General features: G+C 71.8%; 26 protein-coding genes and 1 riboswitch. Of the genes, 12 read left to right on the top strand and 14 right to left on the bottom strand.

The window, feature by feature from the left end:
* Nucleotides 1–2 precede the first annotated feature (2 nt).
* Genes VH569_RS32255 through VH569_RS32225 form a run of 7 tightly spaced genes read left to right on the top strand, consistent with a single transcriptional unit; the run spans nt 3 to nt 7,234 of the window.
* Nucleotides 3–1,679, top strand: coding sequence for a chemotaxis protein CheW (locus VH569_RS32255; RefSeq protein ID WP_423321007.1), 1,677 nt, complete (start codon nt 3–5; stop codon nt 1,677–1,679).
* Nucleotides 1,680–1,698: 19 nt separating this feature from the next.
* Nucleotides 1,699–2,823, top strand: coding sequence for a chemotaxis-specific protein-glutamate methyltransferase CheB (cheB, locus tag VH569_RS32250; RefSeq protein WP_423321069.1), 1,125 nt, complete (start codon nt 1,699–1,701; stop codon nt 2,821–2,823).
* 11 nt (nt 2,824–2,834) lie between these two features.
* On the top strand, nt 2,835–3,458 hold the full coding sequence (locus VH569_RS32245; protein ID WP_423321005.1) for a HEAT repeat domain-containing protein: 624 nt from the start codon (nt 2,835–2,837) through the stop codon (nt 3,456–3,458).
* A 5-nt stretch (nt 3,459–3,463) separates the two neighbouring features.
* Entirely contained in the window at nt 3,464–4,342 is an 879-nt protein-coding gene (locus VH569_RS32240) for a CheR family methyltransferase (protein WP_423321004.1), read from the top strand.
* On the top strand, nt 4,339–4,764 hold the full coding sequence (locus VH569_RS32235; RefSeq protein ID WP_423321003.1) for a response regulator: 426 nt from the start codon (nt 4,339–4,341) through the stop codon (nt 4,762–4,764). The genes VH569_RS32240 and VH569_RS32235 overlap by 4 nt, the downstream gene beginning before the upstream one ends.
* Complete coding sequence (locus VH569_RS32230; protein ID WP_423321002.1) at nt 4,761–6,995, top strand: chemotaxis protein CheA; 2,235 nt, start codon at nt 4,761–4,763, stop codon at nt 6,993–6,995. The genes VH569_RS32235 and VH569_RS32230 overlap by 4 nt, the downstream gene beginning before the upstream one ends.
* Nucleotides 6,995–7,234: a hypothetical protein gene (locus VH569_RS32225; protein ID WP_423321000.1), complete on the top strand. Its 240-nt coding sequence runs from the start codon at nt 6,995–6,997 to the stop codon at nt 7,232–7,234. The genes VH569_RS32230 and VH569_RS32225 overlap by 1 nt, the downstream gene beginning before the upstream one ends.
* Here the strand turns inward: VH569_RS32225 and bluB are convergent.
* From bluB to cobA, 3 genes are read right to left on the bottom strand one after another with little or no spacing between them, the layout of a single operon-like run.
* Nucleotides 7,206–7,862, bottom strand: a complete 657-nt coding sequence (gene bluB / locus VH569_RS32220) for a 5,6-dimethylbenzimidazole synthase (protein ID WP_423320998.1) — start codon at nt 7,860–7,862, stop codon at nt 7,206–7,208. The two genes, VH569_RS32225 and bluB, sit on opposite strands and share 29 nt — an antisense overlap.
* 2 nt (nt 7,863–7,864) lie before the next feature.
* Nucleotides 7,865–9,178 (bottom strand): cobyrinate a,c-diamide synthase, encoded by a 1,314-nt coding sequence (locus tag VH569_RS32215; RefSeq protein WP_423320996.1) that lies wholly within the window; start codon nt 9,176–9,178, stop codon nt 7,865–7,867.
* Nucleotides 9,171–9,986 (bottom strand): uroporphyrinogen-III C-methyltransferase, encoded by an 816-nt coding sequence (gene cobA, locus VH569_RS32210; RefSeq protein ID WP_423320994.1) that lies wholly within the window; start codon nt 9,984–9,986, stop codon nt 9,171–9,173. The genes VH569_RS32215 and cobA overlap by 8 nt, the downstream gene beginning before the upstream one ends.
* Here cobA and VH569_RS32205 point away from each other — a divergent pair.
* Nucleotides 9,985–11,154 (top strand): cobalt-precorrin-5B (C(1))-methyltransferase, encoded by a 1,170-nt coding sequence (locus VH569_RS32205; RefSeq protein ID WP_423320993.1) that lies wholly within the window; start codon nt 9,985–9,987, stop codon nt 11,152–11,154. The genes cobA and VH569_RS32205 overlap by 2 nt on opposite strands.
* On the opposite strand, the gene cobM is transcribed toward VH569_RS32205, so the two are convergent.
* The 3 genes from cobM to cbiE are packed head-to-tail and all read right to left on the bottom strand — an operon-like array spanning nt 11,133 to nt 13,575.
* Nucleotides 11,133–11,894, bottom strand: coding sequence for a precorrin-4 C(11)-methyltransferase (cobM, locus tag VH569_RS32200; RefSeq protein ID WP_423320992.1), 762 nt, complete (start codon nt 11,892–11,894; stop codon nt 11,133–11,135). The two genes, VH569_RS32205 and cobM, sit on opposite strands and share 22 nt — an antisense overlap.
* Entirely contained in the window at nt 11,891–12,334 is a 444-nt protein-coding gene (locus tag VH569_RS32195) for a cobalamin biosynthesis protein (RefSeq protein ID WP_377811910.1), read from the bottom strand. Before VH569_RS32195 ends, cobM begins: the two co-directional genes overlap by 4 nt.
* A complete protein-coding gene (cbiE, locus tag VH569_RS32190; RefSeq protein WP_423321067.1) occupies nt 12,322–13,575 on the bottom strand; it encodes a precorrin-6y C5,15-methyltransferase (decarboxylating) subunit CbiE in 1,254 nt (417 codons plus the stop codon). The genes VH569_RS32195 and cbiE overlap by 13 nt, the downstream gene beginning before the upstream one ends.
* Nucleotides 13,576–13,582: 7 nt before the next feature.
* On the opposite strand from cbiE, the gene VH569_RS32185 reads away from it, so the two are divergent.
* Nucleotides 13,583–14,368 (top strand): cobalt-precorrin-6A reductase, encoded by a 786-nt coding sequence (locus VH569_RS32185; protein ID WP_423321065.1) that lies wholly within the window; start codon nt 13,583–13,585, stop codon nt 14,366–14,368.
* Between the two features lie 119 nt (nt 14,369–14,487).
* Here VH569_RS32185 and cobJ read toward each other — a convergent pair whose 3' ends face one another.
* The 8 genes from cobJ to VH569_RS32145 form a co-directional block, all read right to left on the bottom strand.
* Nucleotides 14,488–15,261 carry a precorrin-3B C(17)-methyltransferase gene (gene cobJ, locus VH569_RS32180; RefSeq protein WP_423320990.1) on the bottom strand — a complete coding sequence of 258 codons (774 nt, stop codon included), beginning with the start codon at nt 15,259–15,261 and terminating at the stop codon, nt 14,488–14,490.
* Entirely contained in the window at nt 15,258–16,013 is a 756-nt protein-coding gene (locus tag VH569_RS32175) for a precorrin-2 C(20)-methyltransferase (RefSeq protein ID WP_423320988.1), read from the bottom strand. The genes cobJ and VH569_RS32175 overlap by 4 nt, the downstream gene beginning before the upstream one ends.
* A complete protein-coding gene (locus VH569_RS32170) occupies nt 16,010–16,648 on the bottom strand; it encodes a precorrin-8X methylmutase (RefSeq protein ID WP_423320986.1) in 639 nt (212 codons plus the stop codon). The genes VH569_RS32175 and VH569_RS32170 overlap by 4 nt, the downstream gene beginning before the upstream one ends.
* On the bottom strand, nt 16,641–17,981 hold the full coding sequence (gene cobG, locus VH569_RS32165; protein ID WP_423320984.1) for a precorrin-3B synthase: 1,341 nt from the start codon (nt 17,979–17,981) through the stop codon (nt 16,641–16,643). The genes VH569_RS32170 and cobG overlap by 8 nt, the downstream gene beginning before the upstream one ends.
* On the bottom strand, nt 17,978–21,382 hold the full coding sequence (gene cobN, locus VH569_RS32160; protein WP_423320982.1) for a cobaltochelatase subunit CobN: 3,405 nt from the start codon (nt 21,380–21,382) through the stop codon (nt 17,978–17,980). The genes cobG and cobN overlap by 4 nt, the downstream gene beginning before the upstream one ends.
* 102 nt (nt 21,383–21,484) lie before the next feature.
* Nucleotides 21,485–22,546 (bottom strand): cobalamin biosynthesis protein CobW, encoded by a 1,062-nt coding sequence (gene cobW, locus VH569_RS32155; protein ID WP_423320980.1) that lies wholly within the window; start codon nt 22,544–22,546, stop codon nt 21,485–21,487.
* Between the two features lie 14 nt (nt 22,547–22,560).
* Entirely contained in the window at nt 22,561–23,355 is a 795-nt protein-coding gene (locus VH569_RS32150; protein WP_423320978.1) for a CbtA family protein, read from the bottom strand.
* Nucleotides 23,356–23,365: 10 nt separating this feature from the next.
* Complete coding sequence (locus tag VH569_RS32145; RefSeq protein WP_423320977.1) at nt 23,366–23,557, bottom strand: CbtB domain-containing protein; 192 nt, start codon at nt 23,555–23,557, stop codon at nt 23,366–23,368.
* Nucleotides 23,558–23,602: 45 nt separating this feature from the next.
* Nucleotides 23,603–23,833, bottom strand: a riboswitch (cobalamin riboswitch).
* A gap of 331 nt (nt 23,834–24,164) precedes the next feature.
* Here VH569_RS32145 and VH569_RS32140 point away from each other — a divergent pair.
* The 3 genes from VH569_RS32140 to VH569_RS32130 form a co-directional block, all read left to right on the top strand.
* Nucleotides 24,165–24,941, top strand: coding sequence for an ABC transporter ATP-binding protein (locus VH569_RS32140; protein ID WP_423320975.1), 777 nt, complete (start codon nt 24,165–24,167; stop codon nt 24,939–24,941).
* A complete protein-coding gene (locus VH569_RS32135; protein WP_423320973.1) occupies nt 24,934–25,656 on the top strand; it encodes an ABC transporter ATP-binding protein in 723 nt (240 codons plus the stop codon). The genes VH569_RS32140 and VH569_RS32135 overlap by 8 nt, the downstream gene beginning before the upstream one ends.
* An 18-nt stretch (nt 25,657–25,674) precedes the next feature.
* On the top strand, nt 25,675–26,209 hold a 535-nt coding region (locus tag VH569_RS32130), incomplete at its 3' end, for a branched-chain amino acid ABC transporter permease (RefSeq protein ID WP_423320971.1).

Raw genomic sequence — 26,209 nt, 5'->3', positions numbered from 1 at the left:
CCGTGGCCGGGAAGGTGCCCCGGGAGGCGGACGGGCGCGCGGGCGGGGAGACGGACGGCGTTCTCGACTTCGTCACGGTGACGGTCGCCGACCTGCGCCTCGCCCTGCCGCTGTCGGCGGTCCGTGCGGTGATCCGGCTGCCGGAGCTGGTGCGCATCCCGTTGGGGCCGCCCAGCCTGGACGGGCTGGCGCACTGGCATGGCGACGCGGTGCCGGTGCTGGACCTCGCCGGGGCGCTGGGCAGGCCGGGTGGCGCGGCGCCGACGCGGGAGACGCGGGTGGTGCTGGTTGGGCATCGCGGTCAGCCGGTGGGGTTGCGGGTGGATGCGATGGCCGGCATCCTGCGCAGCGAGCCCGACCGCATCGATCCGGTGACGCAGGAGGAAGGCGGGCTCGACCCCGCCATGCTGGACGGCCTGCTGCGCGACGGCCCGGCCACCATCCTGAAGCTGGATGCGCTGATCGACCGCCAGTTCGGCGATCCGGCGGAGACGGAGCGGACGGACCGGGGCTCGGCCTCGGCAACTGCCGGCTTCGGTCCCGTGCCGGCCGGCGGAACCGGTGCCGCGGGCGGTGCCAAGGGCGGTATCGACCGGCAGGCCCTGCTGGTCTTCGAGGTCGCCGGACAGGAATTCGCGCTGCCGGTGGACCGGGTGCGCGAGGTTCTGCCGGCCCCGCGCGAGGTCACCCGCATGGCGCGGTCGAAGGCGCATCTGCTGGGTGTGATGGCGGTGCGCGACCGGCTGCTGCCGTTGGTGGGATTGCGCGCCCTGTTTGGGCTGGAGGAGGCCGGCGGGCACGAACCCAGCGGATTGGCGGCCGGGCGCCGCGTCGTCGTGGTGCGCTCCGGGAGCGGGCAGGCGCCGGTCGGCGTGCTGGTGGACGAGGTGCGCGAGATCCTGCGGATCGACCCGGCGCTGATCGACCCGGTGCCGCCGCTGCTCGCCCGCGAGCCGGAATTCGAGGATCTGGACGGCATCGCCCGGGCGGATGGTGGGGCCGGTGGCGGGCGGCGGCTGGTGTCGGTGCTGTCGGCGGAGCGGCTGTTCCGCCACGGCGCGGCAATCGGCGCAGAGGGCGGCGCTGCGGAAGCGGGCGGACAGGGGGACGGGATGGAACCGGCGCAGCCTGCGGATGGTCCCGATGGGATCGGCGGTGCGGCGGAACGCTTCGTCGTCTTCCGCCTTGCCGGGGCGGAGTATGGCCTGCCGGTCTCCGCCGTGCGCGAGGTGCTGCGCCGGCCCGACAGCATCACACCGCTGCCCAATGCGCCCGATTTCGTCGCTGGGGTGCTGACCCTGCGCGGCGAGGTGCTGCCGCTGATCGACCAGCGCCGGCTGCTCAACCTGCCGGCTGCCGACTCCAAGAGTGGGCTTTCCACGAGTGGACCTGCCGGGCTGGAGCGCGGGCGGGTGGTGGTGGTCGGGCGCGACGGGCTGCTGGTCGGGCTACTGGTCGACGGGCTGTCCGGCCTGCTGACCGTCCCGGCGGAGCGGATCGGTCCGGCCCCGGCGGTGTCGGCGGCGCAGCGCCGGCTGATCCGCCGGGTGGCGTCGCTGGATGCGGCGGGGGATATGGCCGGGGATGCGGCCGGCGCCGCCCGCCTGATCCTGCTGATGGATGCGGACAGCCTGCTCGACATGGACCGACTGGCGGAGCTGCCCGTTACCCCGCGGTGACGGACGGATGGGGGACGGCGTGCTGACGGTTCTGGTGGTGGACGATTCCGCGCTGATGCGCCGGCGCATCGCGGATCTGCTGGTCGAGGCCGGTTTCCGGGTGGAGACCGCGGCGACGGGGGAGGAGGCGCTGGCGCGCCTGCCGGAGGTCGATCCGGATGTGGTGACGCTGGACATCACCATGCCCGGCATGGACGGGCTGACCTGCCTTGCCCGCATCATGGTGGAGCATCCCAAGCCGGTCGTCATGGTCTCCGCCCTGACCGGGGCGGGGGCGGGGGAGACGCTGGAGGCGCTGCGGCTGGGCGCGGTGGAGGCGGTGCAGAAGCCGGCCGCCGGCTCTATCGGCCGCATCGGTGAGGAGCTGGTGGAGACGGTGCGCGCCGCCGCATCCTCCCGCCCGCGCCGGGTGCACGGCCTGCGCGAACGGCTGCGGCTGGCCCGTGCCCGCATCGCCGGAGAGGATTTCGTGGCGCCGGCAACGCCGCCGCCCTCCGTGGCGGTGGTGACGGCGGTGGCGGAGGGGGAGGTCGAGGGCGTGGTCCTGGTCGGCGTGTCCACCGGCGGGCCCAGCACGCTGGAGGACATCCTGCCGCTGCTGCCGGCCGGCTTTCCCTGGCCGGTGGTGGTGGCGCAGCATATGCCGGTCGCCTTCACCGCGACGCTGGCGCGGCGGCTGGACGAGATGTGCGCGCTGAGCGTGGTGGAGGTGGAGCGGGCGACGGTGCTGGAACCGGGCACGATCTGCATCGCCCGCGGCGGCGCCGACGTGGAACTGGCGCGGCGCGGCGGGCGGTTGCAGGCGGTCTGCGTGCCGTCCTCGCCCGACCGGCCCTGGCACCCCAACGCCGACCGGCTGGTGACCAGCGCCATGCGGCTGCTGCCGCCGGACCGGCTGGTCGGGGTGCTGTTGACCGGCATGGGCAATGACGGGGCGGCGTCCATGACCGAGCTTCACGCCCGCGGCGGCCGCACCATCGCGGAGTCGGAGGACAGCGCCGTGGTCTTCGGCATGCCGCAGGAGCTGATCCGGCGCGGCGGTGCCGGCGTCGTCCTGCCGTCGGACCGGATCGCCGGCCAGCTGACCCGCTGGCTGTCGCCTGCCGCGCGGCGGGCCGGACCCGCGCCGGGCAGGAAGGATTAGGGAGTGACGCCATGGGACTTGTGAAGAAGAAGGCCGCTCCGCAGGTTTCCCCGGCCGACACCGGGGTTGCGCGCGATCCGCTGGCCGCGCTGGAGGATGCCGACGCCGCGGTCCGCCGCGATGCCGCCCATGGGCTGGGCCACAGCCCGCCGCCGGGTGCCGAAGCGGCGCTCGCCCACCGGCTTCAGGCGGAGGGCGATGCCGGCGTGCGCGAGGCCATCCTGACGGCGCTGGCCCGCATCGCCACGCCCGCGGCGGCGGCGGCCATCGTCCCGTTCCTCGACCGCGAGGATGCGGCCTTGCGCAACGCGGCGCTGGAAAGCCTGCAGCAGATGCCGGCGGAGATCGCCGCCCCGGCGCTGCTGCCGCTGCTCGACCATGCCGACGCCGATCTGCGCATCTTCGCGGTACAGGGGCTGGGCATCCTCGCCCATCCGGACCGCGCCGATTGGCTGGCACGGGTCATGGAGCGCGATTGCGACGTGAATGTCGGCCTCGCCGCGGTGGAGGCGCTGGCCGAGGCCGGCAGCCCGGAAGCGCTGTCCAGCCTGGAGATTCTGGCCCGTCGCTTCCCCGACGACGCCTTCGTCGCCTTCGCCGTCGATGCCGCGCGTTCCAGCTTCCGCGGACGGTGAACGGAGTGACCGACACCGACCCGCAAGGCCTGTCGCCGGAGGATTATGCCACCCTGTGCGGATTCCTGCGGGAGCGCACCGGCCTGTCCTTCACCGAGGCCAAGCGCTATTACGTCGACCGCCGCGTCGCCACCCGCATGCAGGCGGTCGGGGCGACGGATCTGCGCGCCTACATGAACCTGCTGCGCTTCCAGGCGTCGGGGGAGGAGCTTCAGCGGCTCGTCAACCTGATGACGGTGAACGAGACCTATTTCTTCCGCGAGAAGTACCAGTTCGACTGTCTGGTGAATTCCGTCCTCGACGAGCTGGTGCGGGGGCGGCCGAAGGGCTCGCGGCTGCGCATCTGGTCGGCCGGCTGCGCCACCGGGGAGGAGCCCTATTCCATCGCCATCATGCTGCTGGAGAGCTGGAGCCGGGTGGACGATTACGAGATCGAGCTGCTGGCCTCGGACATCGACAGCGCGGTGCTGGAACGCGCGCGCGCGGGCATCTATGACGAGCGCGCCCTGCAAGGGCTGCCGGCGCATCTGCGCGCCAAATATTTCCAGCCCCTGCGCGGGGCGGCCGCGGATTGGGGACCACGCTGGCAGATCGTCGAGGATTTGCGGGACTCGGTCGATTTCTCGTTGGTCAACCTCACCGACCCGCAGCAGGTGCGGGATTTTCGCGGGATCGACGTGATCTTTTGCCGAAACCTGCTGATCTATTTCGACGATCTTGGCCGACGGGAGACGGCGAGCATGTTCCACGATGCCCTGGCGCCGGGCGGCTTCGTCTGTCTCGGCCATTCGGAAAGCATGAGCCGCATGTCCTCGCTGTTCGTGCCGCGCCGCTTCCCCGACGCCATCCTCTACCAGAAGCCGGTCGACGGAGGTGGCGCATGAGCGGGCAGGATACCGGCGGGCCGCGCGTTCTGGTGCCGCGCGTTCTGGTGGTGGACGACGCCGTGACCGTCCGCGCCTTCAGCCGCCGCGTGCTGGAGGGCGCCGGCTTCGTGGTGGACGAGGCGGTGAACGGCATCGAGGGGCTGGAGCGCGCCATGGCCGTCCCGCCCGATCTGGTGATCGTCGACGTCAACATGCGCAAGATGGACGGCTACACCATGCTGCGCGTCCTGCGCCGCGATCCGGCGCTGCGCGACGTGCCGGCCATCATGATCAGCACCGAATCGAAGGACAGCGACCGCGAGCAGGCCCTGCTGGCCGGCGCCAACTGGTACATCGTCAAGCCGCCGCGGCCGGAGGTGCTGGCGGAGGCGGCGCGGCTGCTGACCGGGCAACCTCTCACCACGGAGGGCGCGCCATGAGCGAGCTGTTCGACCAGTTCGTCGTCGAGGCACAGGAGCTGCTGGAGACGGCCGGCGGCGCGCTTCTGGCGCTGGAGCGCGATCCCGCCGACCGCGCGTCGGTGGACGAGCTGTTCCGCGCCTTCCACACGCTGAAGGGGGCGAGCGGCCTGTTCGACATGGCGGCCTTCACCCGGCTGGTCCATGCCGGGGAGGACACGCTGTCGCTGTTGCGCGACGGCCGGCGCAGCATGACGCCGGAACTGGCCGACCGGCTGTTCCGCGCGCTCGACCAATGCGCCCGCTGGGTGGCAGTGCTGGAGGACACCGGCGCGCTGCCCGCCGACGCGGCACAGGCGGCGGACACCCTGGTCAGCGGGCTGTCCGCGGAGGGGGTGGCCGGTGGCGGAGAGGCCGCCGGGGAGGCGGACGCCTTCCCCTGGGTGGCGACGCTGGCCGGTGAGGACCGGGATGCGGTGGGGATGGCCGGCGGCATGCTGACCGCCATCGACTACAGGCCCGATCCGGAGTGCTTCTTCACCGGCGACGATCCGCTGGCCCTGTTCCGGCGGGTTCCCGATCTGCGGTGGCTCCGGATCGAGCCGGCGGACCCGCTGCCGCCGCTGGCGCAGATGGACCCCTACCGCTGCCTGCTGCGCTTCCGCGCGTTGAGCGGCGCTGGGGTGGAGGCGGTGACGCCGGCCTTCCGCAGCGTTCCCGATCAGGTGCGGATCGGCAGCGTCACGCTGGCCCCTGTTGCGGCGCCTGCCACGGCACAGCCCCCCGCCAAGCCGATTGCCATGGCGCCGCCGGGCTCGCTGGCAGCGGCGATGCTGGAGGAGCAGGCGCGCATTCTCGACCTGCCCGGCAGTTCCGCCGAACGCGGGTCGCGCAGCGCCGCGGTGGCGCGTGCGGTCGCCGCGATCCTGGCGGCGCTGGGCCGGCCGGCCGACCGGGGCTTCGTGGCGGCCGCCTGCGCCGATGCCGGGACGTTGCGCCGCTTCCTGGCCGACGAGCCTCAGGAAAACGGTCCTCCGGAAAAGCCCGCCGCGGCCGAGGCTCGGTCTGCCTCCCCGCGCCGTGCCCTGCGGGTCGAGCCTGAGCGGATGGATGCGCTGATGGCGCTGGTCGGCGAGCTGTCGGTGGTGAAGGGGCAGTTGGGGCCGCTGGTCCGCCGCGTCGGGGACGGCGAGCTGACGCGCGACATGAAGGCGTTCTCCGCCCGGCTGGACAGTCTGGTCGACGACCTGCGCCATGCGGCGCTGCGTCTGCGGCTGCTGCCGCTTGCCCGCGTGTTCGATCCGCTGCCCCGGCTGGTGCGCGACACCGCCCGCCGGCTGGACAAGACGGTCGAGCTGGTGCTGGACGGGGCGGAGACGGAGGCCGACAAGGACATCCTCGACGTGCTGGGCGAGCCGTTGCTGCATCTGGTGCGCAACGCAATCGACCATGGCATCGAGGCGCCGGAGCGCCGGGCCGCCGCGGGCAAGCCGCCGGGCGGCACCTTGCGGGTCCGTGGCTTCCAGGACAAGGGCGGGGTGGTGGTGGAGGTGTCGGACGACGGCGCCGGCATCGACCCGGCGGCGATGCGCAAGGCCGCCGTCGCCAAGGGGCTGCTCGCCCCGGATGCCGCCGCGGCGCTCGACGACGCCGACGCCGTGCGGCTGGTCTTCGCTCCGGGCTTCAGCACCGCCGGCAGCGTGTCCGACCTGTCGGGCCGCGGGGTCGGCATGGATGCGGTGCGCGCGGCGGTGGAACGGGCCGGCGGCCGGGTGGAGATCGCCTCGACCCCCGGCAGCGGCACGCGGGTGCGGCTGGCACTGCCGCTGACGCTCAGCATCACCCGGGTCGTGGTGGTGGAGGCGGCGGGATCCTTCTATGGCATCCCGGTGGCGGTGGTCGGTGGCGTCCAGCGGATCCCGCGGTCCGAGATCCGCGGGGTGAAGCGGGCGGAAAGCATCGTGCTGCGCGACCGGGTGGTGCCGCTGGTCCGCCTGCGCCGCCTGCTGGGCCAGCCCCCCGATGACGGGGGCGGGCACGGGCACGGGCATGGGGGCGGGGCCGACTGTGTCGTGCTTGCCGAACTGAGCGACGGGCCGGTCGCCGTGGCGGTGGACGATGTCGGCGAGCGCGCCGACGTGGTGCTGCGTCCGATGACCGGTGTTCTGCGGGGGCTGCGCGGCTATGCCGGCACGGCGGTGCTGGGCGACGGCCGGCTGATCCTGGTGCTCGATCTGCGGGAGCTGTTGTGATGCCGATCCGTTATGACGCCGACCTCGCCCGCTTCGAGGCCGCCTGCACCGTCGAGGATGCCCTGCCGCTCGCCGAATGGCTGGAGGCGACGGCGGCGCCGCGCGTCGATCTGTCGGCCTGCACCGATCTGCACACCGCACTGCTGCAACTGCTGCTGGCGGCGCGGCCGACGATGACGGCGGGGCCGGAGGACGCGTTTCTGGCGCGCGTCATCTCCCTCCCTGCCAGCGGTCCCTGAACACCAGATCCTCCAGCGGCAGGCGCTTGCGCCAGCCCTTGGTTTCCAACTCCGGCGTCGCTTCGAAATGGGTGACGTGGCCGAGGCAGAGATAGGCGATCGGCACGATCCGCTCCGGGATGCCGAGTGCCTGCTTCAGCGCGTCTTCGTGCAGGATGCTGACCCAGCCGACCCCGAGCCCTTCCGCCCTGGCGGCCAGCCACAGATTCTGCACGGCGCAGACGCAGCTGTAGAGGTCCATCGCCGGCATGTGGGTGCGGCCCAGCACCACCGGGCCGGAGCGTTCGCGGTCGCAGGTGATGCACAGGTTGACCGGGGCCTCGCGGATGCCCTCCAGCTTCAGGCGGCTGTAGAGGCTGCGCCGCTCGCCGTCGAACATCGCTTCCGCCTCTTCGTTGGCGCGGGCGAAATCGGCGTGGATGCGGGACTTCACCTGCGGATCGGTGATGACGATGAAGTTCCAGGGCTGCATGAAGCCGACCGACGGCGCATGGTGGGCGGCCAGCAGGATGCGGGTCAGCACCTCGTCCGGAACCGGGTCGGGGCGGAACTGCCCGCGCACGTCGCGGCGGGAAAAGATCGCCTTGTAGAGCGCGTCACGCTCCGCCGCGGTGAAATCCTCCTCCATCGTCAGCCCCGTGCGATCAGATGGACGAAGGAGCCCAGTGCCAGCCCGCGCCGGCTGCCGAGCGCGCCCAGGTCGCTGCCGTCCGCCGCGGTCGCCTGCAGCAGCGGGGCGTCGTCGCCGCGGGACAGGGTGGAGGCGTAATGGAACTCGTGTCCCATCAGCGGAGTTCCTGCGGCTCCCAGCGGCCCGTCGGCCAGCAGCGATGCCCGGCGATAGCCCAGATGCAGCCGCCGCTTGGCGAAGGAGGTGCGCACCCCCAGCAGCCCGGTCATCTTGTGGGTGACGCCGTCGGCATCCTCCAGCGTCTCGCCCATCACCATGTAGCCGCCGCATTCGCCATAGACCGGCACCCGTTCCGCCGCCGCGCGCAGGCCGTCGCGGAAGACGTGGTTGGCGGCGAGGCGGCCGGCATGCAGCTCCGGATAGCCGCCGGGCAGATAGACGGCGTCCGAGTCCAGCGGCGGCGCCTCGTCGGCCAGGGGGGAGAAGAAGCGCAACTCCGCGCCCGCCGCCTGCCAGCCGGCGGTCAGGTGGGGATAGACGAAGGTGAAGGCGGCATCCTGCGCGATGGCGATGCGTTGGCCCGGCGGTGGCAGGGCGGGGGCATCGCTGCCGCGCCCGGCCTGCGACGGCTTGGCCAAGGCGACGACGCGGTCGAGGTCGACATGCCCGGCGATGAAGCGGCCGAGGGCGGCCAGCCGGTCGGACAGCCCCTCCGTCTCGTCGGCCTGGACGAGGCCGAGATGGCGTTCGGGCAGGCTGAGATCCGGCGCGCGCGGCAGGGCGCCCAGCAGCGGGATGCCCAGCGCCTCGATGGCGGTGCCGGCCAGGGACGTGTGGCGCAGGCTGCCGACATTGTTCAGCACGACGCCGCCGATGGTCACGTCGTCGCGGTAGGTGGCGAAGCCCTTCACCAAGGCGGCGGCCGATTGCGACTGGCCCTTGGCGTTCACCACCAGCAGGACCGGCCAGCCGGTGCGGGCCGCGATTTCCGCCGTCGACCCGGTGCCGGTGGCCCCGACGCCGGCAACGCCGTCGAACAGGCCCATCAGCGCTTCGCAGACCAGCAGATCGGCGCCCTCGGCGGCGCGGGCGGCCAGCCCGTCCAGCAGATCCGGCCCCATTGCCCAGGTGTCGAGATTGACGCTGGGCCGGCCGGTGGCGGCGCGGTGGAAGGCCGGGTCGATGTAGTCCGGCCCCGACTTCACCGCCCCCACCGCCACGCCGCGGGCGCGCAGCGCCGCCAGCAGGCCGAGCGTCAGCGTCGTCTTGCCGGTGCCGGAGGCCGGCGCCGCGATGATGATCCCCTTAGTCATTTGTCCCTCGGGCATGCTGAAGCGCCGTCTGGGCCGGCAGCCACTCCAGCGCCGGGCGCAGCCGCACCACCTCGCCGATCACGATGATGGCCGGCGGCTCCAGCCCGCTCGCCGCCAGATCGGCGACGCAGGTGCCGAGGCTGGTGACGAGGCTCTTCTGGTTGGCGGTCGTCGCCTCCGTCACCACGCCGACGGGGGTGTCGGCGGACAGGCCGCCGGCCATCAGCTCCGCCGCGATGGTCGGCAGCGCCTTCCACCCCATATAGAGGATCAGCGGCGCCTTGGTGGCGGCCAGCGCCCGCCAGTCCGGCCCGCCGCCCAGCGAATGGCCGGTCGCCAGGATCACCGCCTGGTTGGTGTCGCGGTGGGTCGCCGGGATGCCGGCATAGGCCGGGCCGGCGATGCCCGACGTGATGCCGGGCACGATGCGGAAGGGGATGCCCTCCGCCGCCAGTGCCTGCGCCTCCTCGCCGCCGCGGCCGAAGACGAAGGGGTCGCCGCCCTTCAGCCGCAGGACGCGGTGCCCCTCCTTCGCCAGCTCGATCAGGCGGCTGGTGATGTCGTCCTGATGGGCGGAGGGGCGGCCGCCGCGCTTTCCGGCGAACTCCAGCCTTGCCGACGGGCTGGCGAGCGCCATGATCCGTTCGTTGACGAGCGCGTCATGGACGATGACGTCGGCTTGCCTTAGACCTTGCAGCGCCAGCAGGGTGAGCAGGCCGGGGTCGCCGGGGCCGGACCCGGCCAGCCAGACGCTGCCGGGGGCGAAGGGAACCAGGACGCTTTCGGGAATGGACGACTCAAACGACATGAACGCGGACTCTGGCTCGGAGAAGACGGAAGGCGGTGCGGAGGATGCTACACCCTTGCGCCGCGGCTGGACGACGGGAACCTGCGCCACCGCCGCGGCGCGTGCGGCGGCGGATGCCCTGTTCGGCGGGGAGTTCCCCGACCCAGTGACGGTGACCCTGCCCGGCGGCCAGACCCCGGCCTTCGCCCTGGCGGTGACCGAACGGGGCGAGAGGGCGGACGGCTCGCCGGGCGAACTCCTGGGCGGACCCTGGGCCATGGCCGGCATAATCAAGGATGCCGGCGACGATCCCGACGTGACCCATGGCGCGCTGGTGCGGGCGCGGGTGTGGCGCGGTGCGCCCGGCAGCGGCGTGACTTTCCGTGCCGGTCCCGGCGTCGGCACCGTGACCCTGCCCGGCCTGCCTCTGCCGGTCGGCGAGCCGGCGATCAACCCGGTGCCGCGCCGCATGATCGCGCAGGCGGTGGGGGAGGCCGCCGCCGCCGCCGGCCAGCCGGCCGATCTGGTGGTCGAGGTCGGGGTGGAAAACGGCGAACTGCTCGCCAAGCGCACCATGAACGGGCGGCTCGGCATCCTCGGCGGGCTGTCGATCCTGGGAACGACGGGGATCGTCGTGCCCTATTCCTGCGCTGCCTGGATCGCCTCGATCCAGCGCGGAGTCGACGTGGCGCGGGCGGCCGGGCTGGGCCATGTCGCCGCCTGCACCGGCGATCTGTCGGAAAAGGCGGTGATGGCGCGCTATGGCCTGTCGGAACAGGCTCTGCTTGACATGGGTGATTTCGTCGGCGGCACGCTGAAATACCTGCGTCGGCACCCGATCTCGCGCCTGACGCTGTGTGGCGGCTTCGCCAAGTTCGGCAAGCTGGCGCGTGGGCTGATGGACTTGCACAGCAAGCGCAACAGTGTGGACTTCGAGTGGCTCGCGGAGCGGCTGGCCGATCTCGGCGCCGGGCCGGAGCTGGTCGCCCAGGCGCGCGGCGCCAACACCGCGGCGCAGGTGCTGGGCATGGCGGACGCCGCCGGCTTGGCCCTGGCCGACCATGTGGCGGAACTGGCGCGCCGCGCCGCGCAGGAGGTGCTGGAGGATGCGCCGGTCGCGGTCGAGGTGCTGGTCACCGACCGCCAGGGGCTCATCGTCGGCGAGGCTCACTCCCCCAGCCCCCGGTAGCGCCGCACATGGCTGCCGTCATAGAGCGCGCTGCACCGGAATTCCTCATGGCCCAGCGCCGGGCCGACCAGGATCAGCGCGGTCCGTTCCATCGGTGAGGCCGCGACCTGTGCCGCGATGTCGGCCAGCGTGCCGCGCAACACCCGCTCGTCCGGCCAGGTGGCGCGGTAGACCACCGCCGCCGGGCAGTCGGCGCCGTAGAGCGGGGTCAGCCGCTCCACCACCCGGTCGATGACGTGGATCGACAGGTGGACCGCCAGCGTCGCGCGCGAGGCGCCCAGCACCTCCAGCGTCTCGTTGGCCGGCATCGCCGAGGCGCGCCCCTCGGTGCGGGTCAGGATCAGCGTCTGGCTGACCTCCGGCAGGGTCAGTTCCCGCCCCAGCGCGGCCGACGCGGCGGCGAAGGCCGGCACGCCGGGGGTGATGGTGTAGGGGATGCCCAGCTCCCGCAGCGCGCGGGTCTGCTCGCCCAAGGCGCTGTAGACCGACAGGTCGCCGGAATGCAGCCGGGCGACATCCTGGCCGGCGGCATGGGCGGACTGGAACTCGGCGACGATCTCCTCCAGCGTCAGCGGCGCGGTGTCGACGATCCGCGCGCCGGCCGGCGCATGGGCGATGATCTCCTTCGGCACCAGCGAGCCGGCATAGAGACAGACCGGGCAGCGTGCGATCAGGTCACGGCCGCGCAGGGTCAGCAGGTCGGGAGCGCCCGGTCCGGCACCGATGAAATGGACGGTCATGAACGGGTCTCCAGCAGAGCGACGGCAGGCAAGGCGAGCGCCACGGTGGCGCGGGGGGTGGAGCGGCGCGGCAGCAGCAGGCGCGATCCCGGCCCGGCGGCGGCCAGTGCGGCCGCTTCCGCGACGGAGGCCAGCCCGACCGCGGCCAGCACGGTGGCAGAGCGGGTGTGGACGCGGTCCTGCGCCGCCAGCATCGCCTCCTCCTCGATGAAGCGCAGCGGCAGGCCGAGTGCGCGGGCGGCTTCGGCCAACCCCGCCTCGTCGGCCTTCATCGCCGGGGCGGCCAGCGCCGCCAGCTGGCGCGCGGCATCGGGCAGGGCCGCCTCGTCGAAAGCGGCGGCGACCAGATTGGCGATCTCCTCCCAACCGCAGCCGCGGCGGCAGCCCAGCCCGACAAAGACCGGGCCGAACAGCAGGGCATCAGGGGTCAGGCGGTCCATGTGCCCTCCCGATACGGCATTTCCGCATAAGGCTTTTCGGCCCGCCACAGCGTGACCGGCATCGACGCGCGCCAGCCGCGGAAGCCGCCGACCGCCGAGGCGCGGGCCACCGAAATCTGGGTCAGCTCGCCGCCCAGCCGCTTGTGCGCGTCGAACAGCACGGCCTCGCTTTCCAGCGTCACCGCATTTGCGGCGATCCGGCCGCCGGGGGGCAGGGCGTCCCAGCAGGCGGCCAGCAGGCCATCCGCGGTCAGCCCGCCGCCGATGAAGATGGCGTCCGGCCGCTCCAGACCCTCCAGTGCGGCCGGCGCCTTGCCGCGCGCCAGCGTCAGGCCGGGCACGCCGAAGGCGGCGACGTTGGTCAGGATGCGGGCGATGCGCTCCGGGTGATGCTCGACGGCGATGGCACGGTTGGCCGGATCGCGCAGCATCCATTCGATGCCGATGGAGCCCGACCCGGCGCCGACATCCCACAGCAGTTCCCCGCGGCGCGGCGCCAGGAAGGACAGGGTGACGGCGCGCACCTCGCGCTTGGTGATCTGGCCGTCATGCTCGAACCAGTCGTCGGGCAGGCCGGGCGCCAGCGGCAGGATGCGGGCGCCGGGCGCGGCAACGCAGTCGAGCGCTATGGTGTTGAGGTCGGCTGTGCGTTCGGCCGTCCAGGCGTCGGCGGTGGCTTCCAGCCGGGCCTCACGCGGGCCGCCCATCGCCTCCAGCACCGTCAGGCGCGAGGCGCCGAAGCCGCGGGCGCGCAGCAGGGCGGCCAGCTTGGCCGGGGTCGTTCCGTCCCAGGAAAGAAGCAGCAGTTTGGCATTGGGTTGCAGATGCGGAACGATCTGCTCCAGCGGGCGGCCGTGAACGGTCAGGCAGCGGCAGTCCTGCAACGGCCAGCCCTGCCGGGATGCGGCGAGGCTGAAGGCGGAAGCCGCCGGAATCACCATCGTTTCCCCAGCCGGAACGAGTCGCGACAGGGTAGCGCCCACCCCGTACCAGGACGGGTCGCCGCTCGCCAGCACGCAGACCCGCTGGCCGCGCATGCTGAGCAGGCTGGGGAAGGCGTCGGTCATCGGCGACGGCCAGGGCAGCCGTTCCTGCCCCGCAACGACCGGCACGAGATCGAGATGGCGGCTGCCGCCATGGAGGATGGCCGCGCTTTCCACCGCCGCGCGGGCCGCGGGCGACAAACCGTCCCAGCCATCTTCGCCGATGCCGACGATGCTGAGCCAGCGGGCCGTTCCCATGCTATCCATGGCGCCGATCCTGACGGGTGGGGAGGGGGAGTTGGTCAAGGCGCTGACGGTCAAGGTACTGATCCTGGGCGGCACGACGGAGGCGACGGCGCTGGCCAAGCGGCTGGCCGGCCACCCGCGCATCGACGCCCGCGTTTCGCTGGCCGGCCGCACGAAGAACCCGGTGCTGCCGCCGCTGCCGACACGCATCGGCGGCTTCGGCGGGGTGGAGGGGCTGGCCGAATACCTGCGTGCCGAGGGCATCGGGGCGGTGATCGATGCCACGCATCCCTTCGCCGACCAGATCTCCGCCAATGCCGCCGCGGCCTGTGCGCGGGGCGGTGTGCCGCTGCGTCTCCTGACCCGGCCGGCCTGGGCGGCGGGGGCGGGCGACCGCTGGATCGGCGTGCCGGACATGGCGGCTGCGGCGCTGGCCTTGCGCGGCCTGGGCGACACCGTGTTCCTGACCGTCGGCCGGCAGGAGGTCGCGGCCTTCGAGGCGGTGCCGGACAAGCGCTACCTGATCCGCGCCGTCGACCCGCCGGAGCCGATGCCGGCCCTGCCGCGCATGAGCCTGATCCTCGACCGCGGGCCGTTCACCGTCGAGGGCGAACTGGCGCTGATGCGGGGGGAGGGGGTGGAGGTGGTCGTCAGCAAGAACAGCGGCGGACGCGCCACCGACGCGAAGCTGGAGGCTGCACGTGCGTTGGGCGTGCCGGTGGTGATGGTCGAGCGGCCGTCCGGCAACGGCGTGGCGGAGCTGCACGACGTGGAGGACGCGGTGGGGTGGCTGGAAGGCATGTAAGGCGTGACTTTCCGAGAATCTACGCCGCGCGTCCCCCTCACCCAGCCCTCTCCCCGGGGGGGAGAGGGTTACTCGTGGTGGGTTGATCATTCGCTGCGGGTTGGTCGTCACACCCATCCTCACCCCCGGTAATGCCGGGGGGTGTAGACCCAGCGCCCGCCGTCCGCCCGCGCCACGAACCGCGTGTGCGAGGCGCCGATGATGACCAGCGTGCGCATGTCGGCCTGCTCCGCCCGCACCTCGCCCAGCGTCGTCACCGTCAGTTCCTCGTCGGGGCGGCCGACGGCGCGGCCCAGCACGATGGGCGTCTCGGGCGCGCGGATGTCGCGCAGGGCGTCGAAGGCGGCGCCCAGCTGCCAGGGCCGGGCCTTGGAGATCGGGTTGTAGAGCGCGATGACGAAATCCGCCTCCGCCGCCAGACGCAGGCGCCGCAGCACGACCTCCCACGGCTTCAGATTGTCGGACAGCGAGATGGCGCAGAAATCATGACCCAGCGGCGCGCCGGCCCGCGCGGCGGCGGCCTGCATGGCGGAAACCCCAGGATCGACCGAGAGATGCACCGCTCGCCACGCTTCGGGCGCGTCCGGATCGTCCAGCGCCTCGAAGATGGCGGCGGCCATGGCGAAGATGCCGGGATCGCCGCCCGACACCACGGCCACCCGCCGGCCCTGCGCCGCGAGATCGAGCGCGAAGCGGGCGCGGTCCAGCTCCACCCGGTTGTCGGAGGCGTGGCGCACCTGATCGCCCGGCGGCACGCGCTCGACATAGGGGAAATAGCCGACGAGATCGGTTGCCTCGGCCAGATCGCGCCGGGCCTGCGGCGTCAGCCAATCCTCGGGGCCGGGACCCAACCCCACCATTTTCAACCAGCCATTGCTCTCGGGGCCGCTCATCCGCGCTTGCCCTCGCCCGGAATGACGATCTGCGAGAAGTAGGGGGCGACGTCCGGCGCCTCCAGGAAGGGCATGAAGCGCTGCTCGTCCATGCTGGCGCGCTCGACATACCATGCCCGTTCGGCCAGCCCGGCGGCGGCGATGGCGCGGCGGACCTTCGGCAGGTTCTGGCCCAGCTTCATCACCACGCAGGCATCGGCGGCGGTCAACGCGCGGACCAGCGCCGCCTCGTCCAGCGTGCCGGGGATCACCGACAGCACGTCGTCGCGCAGCATCAGCGGGCGCGGCAGCAGCGAGGCGCTGCACACCATGCTGGTGACGCCGGGAATGACCTCCGCCTTGAAATGGCCGGACAGCCGCAGGAACAGGTGCATGAAGGAGCCGTAGAAGAACGGATCCCCTTCGTTCAGCGCCGCGACCGAACGGCCAGCGGCGAGATGCTCCGCGATGCGGTCTGCGGACTCGTCGAAGAAGGCCTCGATCTGGCGGCCATAGTCCGGGTGGGTCGGCGGCAGTTCCACCGTCACCGGATAGACCATCGGCAGCTCGATCTGGTCGGGCCTGATCGCCTGATCGGCGATGCGGCGGGCCTGCCCCCGCGTGCCGCGCTTGCAGAAATAGGCGACGACCGGGCAGGCGCCGATGGTGCGCACCGCTTTCAGCGTCATCAGCTCCGGATCGCCGGGGCCGACGCCGACACCGAACAGGGTGCCCGGAGTGGACGGATTGGGAATGGAAATATCGCCGCTCATTCGACGTCGCTCGCCAGCGCGTTGACGGCGGCGGCGGCCATGGCGCTGCCGCCGCGCCGGCCGCGGATCGCCAGATAAGGCACGCCGAAGGGATTTTCCGCCAGCGCCTCCTTGCTCTCCATCGCCCCGACGAAGCCGACGGGGAAGCCGAGGATCGCTGCCGGCTTCGGCGCGCCGGCCGCCAGCATTTCCAGCAGGTAGAACAGGGCGGTCGGCGCGTTGCCGATGGCGACCACCGAGCCGCCGAGCCGGTCGCCCCACAGGTCGAGCGCCGCGGCGGAACGGGTGTTGCCGATGGACTTCGCCAGATCGGGCACGGCGGCGTCGCGGAGCGTGCAGACCACGGCGTTGCCGGCCGGCAGGCGGGCGCGGGTCACGCCATGGGCGACCATTTCGCTGTCGCAAAGGATGGGCGCGCCGGCGCGCAGGGCCGTGCGGGCGGCGCTGCCGACATCTGAGGAGAACAGCAGATCCTGGGCCGCATCGACCATGCCGCAGGCGTGAATGACGCGCACCGCCACCGGCTTCAGGTCGTCCGGGATGGCGGTCAGGTCGGCCTCCGCCCGGATGGTGGCGAAGGACTGGCGGTAGATGGCCGCTCCGTCGCGGATATAGTCGTAGAGCGGCTCAGGCACCGGTGGACTCCTCGGTCAACAGATCCGCGACGCGGGCCACGGCGTCGGCGGGGGACAGGCCGGTGTACGGGGAAGCGTCACCGGGTTTTGCGTTCAGGGCGACGTCATACACCCCGTCGCGGGCGGTCAGGGTGACATCGGCGATGGCGGGATGGGCGCAGCCCTTGGCGCAGCCCGACACATGCACCATTCGCACCGGGTCCAGCAAGGGGCCTGCGCGCTCGGCGATGGCGAGCGCCGTCGCATGGGTGTCGGTGGTGCCGACGTCGCAGCCGCCCGCTCCGCTGCACGCCGTCAGCTTCAACCGGCGGTCGGTGTGGGACAGGATGGCGCCGTGCGCTTCGGCGATGCGTTCGGCGTCGGCGGAGGGGGCGACGAGGATGAGGGCGCGCCAGGGGGTGATGCGGATCTCGGCGCAGGCGGAGGCGAGGCCGGCGAGGGTGGTGGCGGTGAGGCGGCCGAAGGGGAAGGCGGTGGTGAGGAAGGCTGGCGCCCCCCCAACGCGGGATTCCTTCTCCCCCCCGGGGAGAAGGGTGGGATGAGGGGGTTCGGCGGAGCCGAAGACATCCATGAGGTGCGTCCCCCTCACCTTGATCCTCTCCCCGGGGGGGAGAGGAGAAATCAGCGGGGAGAAGCGCGTTACGAATGGCTCAGTACCGATTGCTCCCACCAACCCTGCCATGCGGCGTGGCGGTTCCGGCAACTCGGTGCGCAACTCCAGAAAGGCCCGCCCCAGCGCCGACGCCACATCCGCAACGTCCTTCGCCCGGCAAAGCCCCAGGGCTGCTGCCGTCGCCAGCGTCCCGCCCAAGCACACCCGGAAGCGTTCGCCATCCACCGCGTCGAAGCGTACGTCCGTACTGCTGTCCGCCAGATGACCGATGCCGCCGCCGCAGACCAGCCAGCCGAACTTCGGCGGCAGGCGGTGCAGAGCCGCATCCACCGCCAGCCGCGCATCCAGCGTACGCGCCACCCCCTGTACGTCCATCGGCGCGGTGCGGTCCAGCCCCGCGGTGGGGGAACACAGCACATTGCGGACCGCTTCGCTCGCAGCATCGCCGGAGACGTACCCCATGCCGCGTAGGGCTTCGGTCATCGGCTCCAGCCCGTCGGCAGCGATGCCGCGCAGTTGCAGGTTGCCGCGCTGGCTGAGGTCGATCAGGCCGTTGCCGTAACGACTTCCCATCTCCGCGATACGGCGTGCGTGATCGGCAGGCAGCACACCGGCTGGAACGCGGACGCGCAGCAAAAAGCCGTCGCCGACCTGCATCGGCGCCAGCACGCCGGGGCAGGCGCCGCGGCGGCGCGGCCGGGTGGCGACGGGCGTGGTCATGCGGCGCTCTCCCGGAGCTGGCGCAGATCCTCCGCGGTGGAGTTGCGGCGGGGATGCCACAGGCCGCGGTCGAGCGCCTCGCTCATGCGCGCCAGAATGTGCCGGGCAGCGGCAGGGTTGTCCTGCGACAGGAAGTCCCAGACCTCCGCATCCTCGACGTACGCGTCGAACAACTGGTCGAAATGGGCGGGACGTACGGCGTCGGTGGTGGCGGCGAAGGCGAACAGCGTGTCGACGCTTGCCGCCAGTTCCGCCGCCCCGCGATAACCATGGCGCATCATGCCCTGGATCCAGCGCGGGTTGGCCGCCCGGCCGCGCAGGGTGCGGGCGATCTCCTCCGCCAGGGTACGGACGGCGAGCCTGTCCGGATCGGCGCTGTCGAGATGGTAGAGCGCCGGTTCGGAGTCCTCCAGCGCGGCGGCCGCGGCGAAGCCGCCCTCGAACTGCATGAAGCCGTCGGTGGACAGCACGTCGTGCTCGCGCTGGTCCTGATGGTGGACCAGGGCGTCGGCACCGCCGACCCGGCGGCGGAACAGGGCCGGCAGCGGAACCCCCTCCAGCCCGGCGCCATAGGCGTGGCAGCCGCCCTCCAGATAGGCGGCGCCGAAATCGGCCCGTGCGGTCCAGTCGCCGCGCGCGATCATGCCGGACAGCGCCGTGCCGTAGATGCCGGGGGCGGCGCCGAAGATGCGGGCGGTGGCCCAGCGGCGGGCGTCCGCCGCCTCGGTGCCGGCTGCGGCGAGGCGCTGCTCCTCGGCCCGTGCGGTAGCGGCCAGCGGGTTGGTGTCGTCGGGCTCGTCCAGCCCGGCGACGGCGCGCACCGCCTGATCGAACAGGGCGATCTGCTGCGGGAAGACGTCGCGGAACAGGCCGGAGATGCGCAGCGTCACATCGACCCGCGGACGGCCCAGCACGCCGGCCGGCATGATCTCGTAGCCGGTGACGCGGCCGGAGCCGTGCTCCCAGATCGGGCGGACGCCGAGCAGGGCCAGCGCCTGGGCCAGCTCGTCGCCGCCGGTGCGCATGGCGGGGGTGCCCCAGCAATCGACCACCAGCCGGCGCGGCCAGTCGCCATGGTCCTGGAGATAGCGGGTGATCAACGCGTCGGTCGCCTGCCAGCCGAGAGTCCAGGCGGTCGGCGTCGGCACGCCGCGCGGGTCGAGCGCATAGAGGTTGCGGCCGGTCGGCAGCGTGTCGGCCCGGCCGCGCGCCGGCGACCCGCCGGGACCGGGGCGGACGAAGCGGCCGTCCAGCCCGTCGAGCAGCGCCTGCATCTCCGCCTCGCCGCAGGCATCGACGGCTTTGGCGACCGTCGCGGGATCGGCGGTGCGGGCAACGGCGGCGGTCAGCCGGTCGCGGCGCTCACCGGCCGGGCTGTGGCCGAAGACATGCAGGCCGTCGCGGATCTGCATCTCCTTGACGTCGCAGAGATGGGCGTCCAGCCGCGACAGGATGGCGTCGGGATCGTCATCGGGCCGCAAATTGCAGTCGGCGGCGACGCCGGACTTCCAGGCGAGGTCGAGGATGGTCTCGCGCAGCATGCCCAGCCGGCGCGGGTCGAGCCCGGTCGCCTGCGAATATTCGTCGATGGCGGTTTCCAGCGAAGCGAGATCGCCGTGGAGACCGGCCTCCACCGGCGGCGGGGTCAGATGGCCGATCAGCACGGCCCCCAGCCGGCGGCGAGCCTGCACCCCCTCGCCGGGGTTGTTGACGATGAAGGGATAGATCGTCGGCAGGGCGCCGCCGACGATCTCCGGCCAGCATTCCGCCGACAACGCGACCGCCTTGCCGGGCAGCCATTCCAGCGTGCCATGGGCGCCGATCTGTACCAGGGCGTGGATGCCGATGGCATGGCGAAGCCACAAATGGAAGGCGAGATAGCCATGGCTGGGCGGGGTGTCGGGGTCGTGGTGCTGGGCGGTGGTCAGGGGACCGTGGCCGCGGCTGGGCTGCACCGCCACGATGGCATTGCCGCAGGGCAGGGTGCGGAAAGCGAAGGCGCCGTCGCGGCAGGCCGGGTCGGCGGCGGGCTCGCCCCAGGTCTCGGCGATGCGGGCGCGCAAGCTCGGCGGGGCCAAGCGCAGATAGTCGGCGAGCGGCAGAGTCGCGGTGGGGGCGCCAGTGAGGGACTCCATAAGGCCGGCGCTGCCGTCCGGAATGGCGGACAGGCTGTAGCCCTCGGCGGACAGGCGCTGGAGCATCGCCACGGTGCTGGCCGGGCTGTCGAGGCCGACGGCATGGCCGATTCCGCCGCCGGGGCCGGGATAGTCGGACAGCACCAGCGCGACCCGCCGCTCCGCCCGCGGGGTGCGGGACAGGCGGACCCAGCTCGCCGCGAGGTCGGCGGTGAAGGCGACGCGGTCGGGGATCGGGCGCAGGGCCGGGGCGGCGAATTGCAGGTCGGGGTCGGGCTTCCCCGCCGTCTTGAAGGCGATGGCGCGGGCGATGATGCGGCCGTCCATCTCCGGCAGCACGACATTCATCGCGAGGTCGGACGGCGCCAGCCCGCGCGAGGACGCCTGCCAGCCGGCTTCCGGCGTGGTGGCGAGGATGGCTTGCAGAACCGGGCTGCCATTGGCCTCCAGCGGCGAACCGTCCTCGCGCGCCGCAGAGAAGGCGGTGGTGTTGACGACGACGACGGCGTTCTGCGCAATCACGCTGGCGCGCATCCAGGAGGCGCAGTCCGGCTCCTTCAGGCTGGCGACGAACAGCGGCCGGGGGGCGAGGCCGCGCGCGGCCAGTGCGTTGCACAGGGCATGAACCGGGGCGAGGTCGCCGGCCAGCAGGTGGGAGCGGTAGAACACCACCGCCGCGACCGGGGAGTCGGCGGCTATGGGGGCAGCGGCAGGGCCGGTCCAGCCGTCGTAAGCGCCGAAGCGCGGGACGGGAGCCGGGTCTTCATAGGACAGCGGCGTGCCGGCGAGCGTCGCGGCGCAGGCCAGCAGATGGCCGATGTTGGCCGGGCCGCCCTCGGTGAAATAGCGCCACAGCCGGTCGGCGGTGCCCGGCGGAACGGTGCCGTAGGCGGTCAGGTTCGGGTCGGGCTGTGCCTCTCCCGACAGGACGGCGAGCGGGATGCCGCGCTCGCGGCAGAGGGCGGACAGGCGGTCGAGGCCATAGCGCCAGTAACCGCTGCCGCCAAGCAGGCGCAGGACGACCAGCTTGGCCTTGGCGACGACGGTGTCGGCGTAGAGATCGACCGACAGCGGATGGCCGAGCCGGTTGAGGTTGGCGAGGCGCAGGCCGGGCAAGTGCTCACGTCCTGCCCGCCATGCGGCGGCGAGCGCGGTCAGGTCGCTGTCGGAAAAGGACAGCATGACGAGGTCGGCCGGCGTCTGCCCCAGATCTTCCGCCTGGGGGCCGGCGTCCAGTTCGTCCTGGCGGGCGGCAAGCAGGTGCATGATTTGATGTCCAGGGGCGTTTGCCCCCTCCCCCCCCCTCGAAAACGGCGGAGGTCAAGGAGGGGGCGGACGCCGCACTACTCTAGCTCTTACCCGAAACTCTTACCCGACAACCGCCCGCGTCACCGCATCGCGGTCCAGCCCGGTCTCGCCGATCACCACCAGACGGCTGCGGCGCTCTTCGCCCGGCTTCCACAGCCGGTCGTAGTGGGTCTGGATGCGGGTGCCCACACCCTGGACCAGCAGGCGCATCGGCTTGCCGGGCACGTCGATGAAGCCCTTCAGGCGCAGAACGCCATGCAGGCCGGCGACCTTTTCCAGCGTCATCGCCAGGGCGGCCGGATCGGGCTGCGCCGGCAGTTCCACCACGAAGCTGGTGAAGTCGTCGTGGTCGTGGCCCTCTTCGTCGTCATGGTGGCTGGGACGGTTGGCGAGATCGTCCTCCACCGCCGCACCGACACCGAGCAGGACCAGCGGGTCGACCGCACCCTGGGAGGCGCGGACCAGCTTGGCGTCGCGGCCGACCGTGTGCGCAAGGGCGCCGCGGATCAGCTCCTCGACACGGGCGAGGTCGCCGTCGGCCAGCAGATCGGTCTTGTTGACGACGATCAGGTCGGCGCAGAGCAGCTGGTCCTCGAACACCTCCTCGATCGGCGTCTCGTGATCGACGGTGCCGGCGGCGTCGCGCTGGGCCTCCAGCGCTGCGGGATCGGGGGCGAAGCGGCCCTCCGCGGCGGCCGAGGCGTCCACCACGGCGATGACGCCGTCGACCGTGACCCGGGTCTTGATCGCCGGCCAATTGAAAGCCTGGACCAGCGGCTTGGGCAAGGCGAGGCCGCTGGTCTCGATCACGATGTGCTCGGGCGGATCCGGGCGGGCCAGCAGCTTTTCGATGGCCGGGACGAAGTCGTCGGCGACGGTGCAGCACAGGCAGCCGTTCGCCAGTTCGATCACGTCGTCTTCGGTGCAGGTCGGGCTGCCGCAGGCGCGCAGGATGTCGCCGTCGATGCCGACATCGCCGAACTCGTTGATGATCAGCGCCAGCCGGCGGCCGTCGGCCTTTTCAAGCAGGCCGCGGATCAGCGTGGTCTTGCCGGCGCCGAGGAAACCGGTGATGACGGTCGCCGGAACCTTGCCGGCGGCCGTTTTCGCAAGAGCGGACATGGGACTGAGCCTCCTTAACGCGCGCCGGGCTGAACCCGCAGGGCCGGGCGCGATTCGGCCGGTTCGACCACGCCGCTCATCAACCAGCCGCAGACGGAGCCCAGGATCGCCCAGAACAGGGCGGCGGACCCGAGCGAGGCGGTGACGAAGCGGGCGGCCAGTTCCGGGGGAACGGCACCCTCGGCGCTTTCCGGATGGGGGGCGCCGATCAGATGGGGCAGCGCTGCGGCCAGAATGGCGACGGCGATGACCAGACGGTTGCGGGCGAAGGCGAGGGCGGCGATGCCGACGCCGGCACCGGCCGCGGCGGACAGCCACCAAAGCTGACGCAGCTCCAGCTCCGCCCCGGCCATGCCCGGCAGCTCCGGGGCCAGACCGAAGGAGGGGGCCAGCGAGACGGCGACGAAGCCGCCCATGCCCCAGACCAGCCCGCGGCGGGCATCGACCGGCCGTCCGGCCAGCAGGATCGCGGCCGCCAGCAGCAGCGCATAGGCGACGCCGGCGATCAGGTTGGCGGCGATGGTCAGGCCGATGCGCTGCATCGCCTCGTCCAGCGTGACCGGCACGCCTTCACCGACCTCGCGCACGGGGCCATGCTGGTGGCCTTCCGCGTGGCTGGCGGCCGGAGCTCCGGCCGGGGCGGCAGTCGTAGGAGCGGCGGCAGTTGCGGGAGGCGGGGTCACCACCTCGTATTTCTCGGCTTCGAGGATCAGCGGGACGGTGGTCGCCTGCTGAACGACGGAAGCGGCCGTGCCGGAGAGCACGCCCGCGACCAGAGCGGCTGTGAACAGCCGCCGGATCAGATCCATAACCCGCTGCTTAGTGGCAGGGGAACGCGAAGGAGTGGCGGGCGTCGTGCGCCGCGTCGTGGATCTGCTGCGGCTGGGCGAAGCCGACGCCGTACAGCAGGAAGCTGCCCAGCAGGATCGCGGCAAAGGCGGCGACCGCGGTCTGGGCGGCGCTGCGGGCCGCGGAGCCGGCGGCAGTGGTGTTGATCGAACGGGCGGTCATCGAAGGCATCCTTGTTCTCCCGCCACACCCGGCGGGGTTGGAAAAGGTCGGTCAAGTCCGCCGGCAGGTTTCCTGGCTCGCGGGTCGTCGCATCGCCGTCCGCCTTCCCGGCCGCGGAGGGCCAGTGGCATGATGGACGGGATGCTCGCCGCTTACAGTTGCGGGGGCAGCCGCGGCATTGGCGCTTCCGGGGATCCCGAAAAGCTCCGCACCGCATTCCCTATTATCCCCGCCGCCCGTCAGGACGGGCAGGGCACCGTTGGACGGCCACCATCGCAGTGCCGCGCCCGTTTGGCAAGCCCGCAATAAGGCGTCTGCCACACGGACGATCTTGCATGCCGACACTTTGGATGCTGTCATGTTTTGCAGACAGAGTGTCCAGGGATCCGACACTTTCCGGCGCTAAGCAGGGGGAGGGCAGGACGGGAGGGGCAGCGAACGCCTGAGAGAAACCCGCGGAGAAACAATGGGGCCGGCGGCCCGGCCGAAGCGGACCCGCATGTGGCACGCTTCGTGCGTACAACAATCGGTGAAACGTCCCGCCGCATGGCGGCCGCCGGGCATATGCTCGGAACATAAGGACGAACGGGAGGAGAATTCGCGACCGATGAACGCCGCACCGAACGACGACATCATCCTGGAAGCGCGCAATCTGACAAAGGAGTTCAAGGGCTTCGTGGCGGTGAAGGAGGTGAACCTTCAGGTTCGCCGCGGCACCATCCACGCGCTGATCGGCCCGAACGGCGCCGGCAAGAGCACGGTGTTCAACCTGCTGACCAAGTTCCTGACGCCGACGCGCGGCCAGATCCTCTACAAGGGCCGCGACATCACCCGCACCAAGCCGGCCGACATCGCGCTGATGGGKCTGGTCCGCTCCTTCCAGATCTCGGCCGTCTTCCCGCATCTGAGCGTGCTGGAGAATGTCCGCGTCGCGCTCCAGCGGCCGCTTGGCACCAGCTTCCATTTCTGGAAGTCCGAAKCGTCGCTCCACGACCTGCACGRCCGGGCKYTGGAACTGATCGAGGCGGTCAACCTSACCCCCTGGGCCGGCCATCTGGCGGCCGAGCTGCCCTATGGCCGCAAGCGCGCGCTGGAGATCGCCACCACGCTGGCGCTCGACCCGGAGGTGATGCTGCTCGACGAGCCGCTGGCCGGCATGGGCCATGAGGACATCGAGGGCACCGCAGCSCTGATCAAGCGCGTCGCCGCCGACCGCACCGTGCTGATGGTGGAGCACAACCTGTCGGTCGTCGCCCACCTGTCGGACACCATCACCGTGCTCCGCCGCGGCGAGATCCTGGCGGAGGGACCCTACGAGGTCGTCTCGAAGAACCCGCAGGTGATGGAAGCATATATGGGCACGGGGGGGACCGGACATGCCTGACGGCGCGATGACGAAAACAGCGATGCTGGAGATCGCCGACCTGCACGGCTTCTACGGCGAGAGCCATGTGCTGCACGGCGTCAGCCTGGAGGTGCGGCAGGGCGAGGTGGTGACGCTGCTGGGCCGCAACGGCGCCGGCAAGACCTCGACCATGCGCGCCATCATGGGCATCATGGGCAAGCGCACCGGCTCGATCCGCTTCCAGGGSMMSSAGYTGATCGGCATGGCGCAGCAYAARATCCCGCGSCTCGGCATCGGCTATGTGCCGGAGGAGCGCGGCATCTTCTCCTCSCTCAGCGTGGAYGAGAACCTGACGCTGCCGCCGGTGGTSAAGGAGGGCGGSATGACCGTCCCGCAGATCCAYGACCTGTTCCCCAACCTGAAGGGCCGYGGSWSSACYCAGGGCACGCGGCTGTCGGGCGGCGAGCAGCAGATGCTGGCCATCGCCCGCATCCTGCGCACCGGCGCCRCMCTGATCCTGCTGGACGAGCCGACCGAGGGGCTGGCTCCGGTCATCATCGAGCAGATCGGCGTCGCGGTGCGSGCSCTGAAACAGCGCGGCTTCACCATCGTGCTGGTGGAGCAGAACTTCCGCTTCGCCGCCACCATCGCCGACCGCCATTACGTGATGGAGGAAGGCCATGTGGTGGACATGATCCCCAACGACCAACTCCACGCCAACATGGACAAGCTGCACACCTATCTCGGCGTGTGAGCGGGAGAGGACCGTCCGATGTCGCACCTGTTCGGCATTCCGCCGCAAGCCCTGTTCGGCCAGCTTCTGCTCGGCCTGATCAACGGCTCCTTCTATGCGCTGCTCAGCCTGGGGCTGGCGGTGATCTTCGGGATGCTCAATGTCGTCAACATGGCGCATGGCGCCCTGTACATGGTCGGCGCCTTCGTGGCGTGGCTGCTGCTGACCTATCTCGGCGTCGGCTATTGGGGCGCGCTGGTGCTGGCGCCGCTGGCGGTCGGGGCGGTCGGGCTGGTGCTGGAGCGCACCATGCTGCGCCGGCTCTACAAGGTCGACCATCTCTATGGGCTGCTGCTGACCTTCGGGCTGGCGCTGATCTTCGAGGGCGCCTTCCGCCACCAGTATGGCGTGTCGGGCCAGCCCTATCCCATCCCCGACCTGCTGAAGGGCGGCACCAATCTGGGCTTCATGTATCTGCCGACCTACCGGGGCTGGGTGGTGGCGGCGTCGCTGCTGGTGTGCCTGGGCACCTGGTTCGCCATCGAGCGGACCAAGCTGGGCGCCTATCTGCGGG

Origin of the sequence: Azospirillum sp. 11R-A, assembly GCF_049472615.1 — a bacterium.
In the GTDB taxonomy this organism is placed as follows: domain Bacteria; phylum Pseudomonadota; class Alphaproteobacteria; order Azospirillales; family Azospirillaceae; genus Azospirillum; species Azospirillum palustre.
The sequence above is the reverse complement of the archived record's forward strand: the minus strand, read 5'-3'. Positions and strand labels throughout refer to the sequence as shown.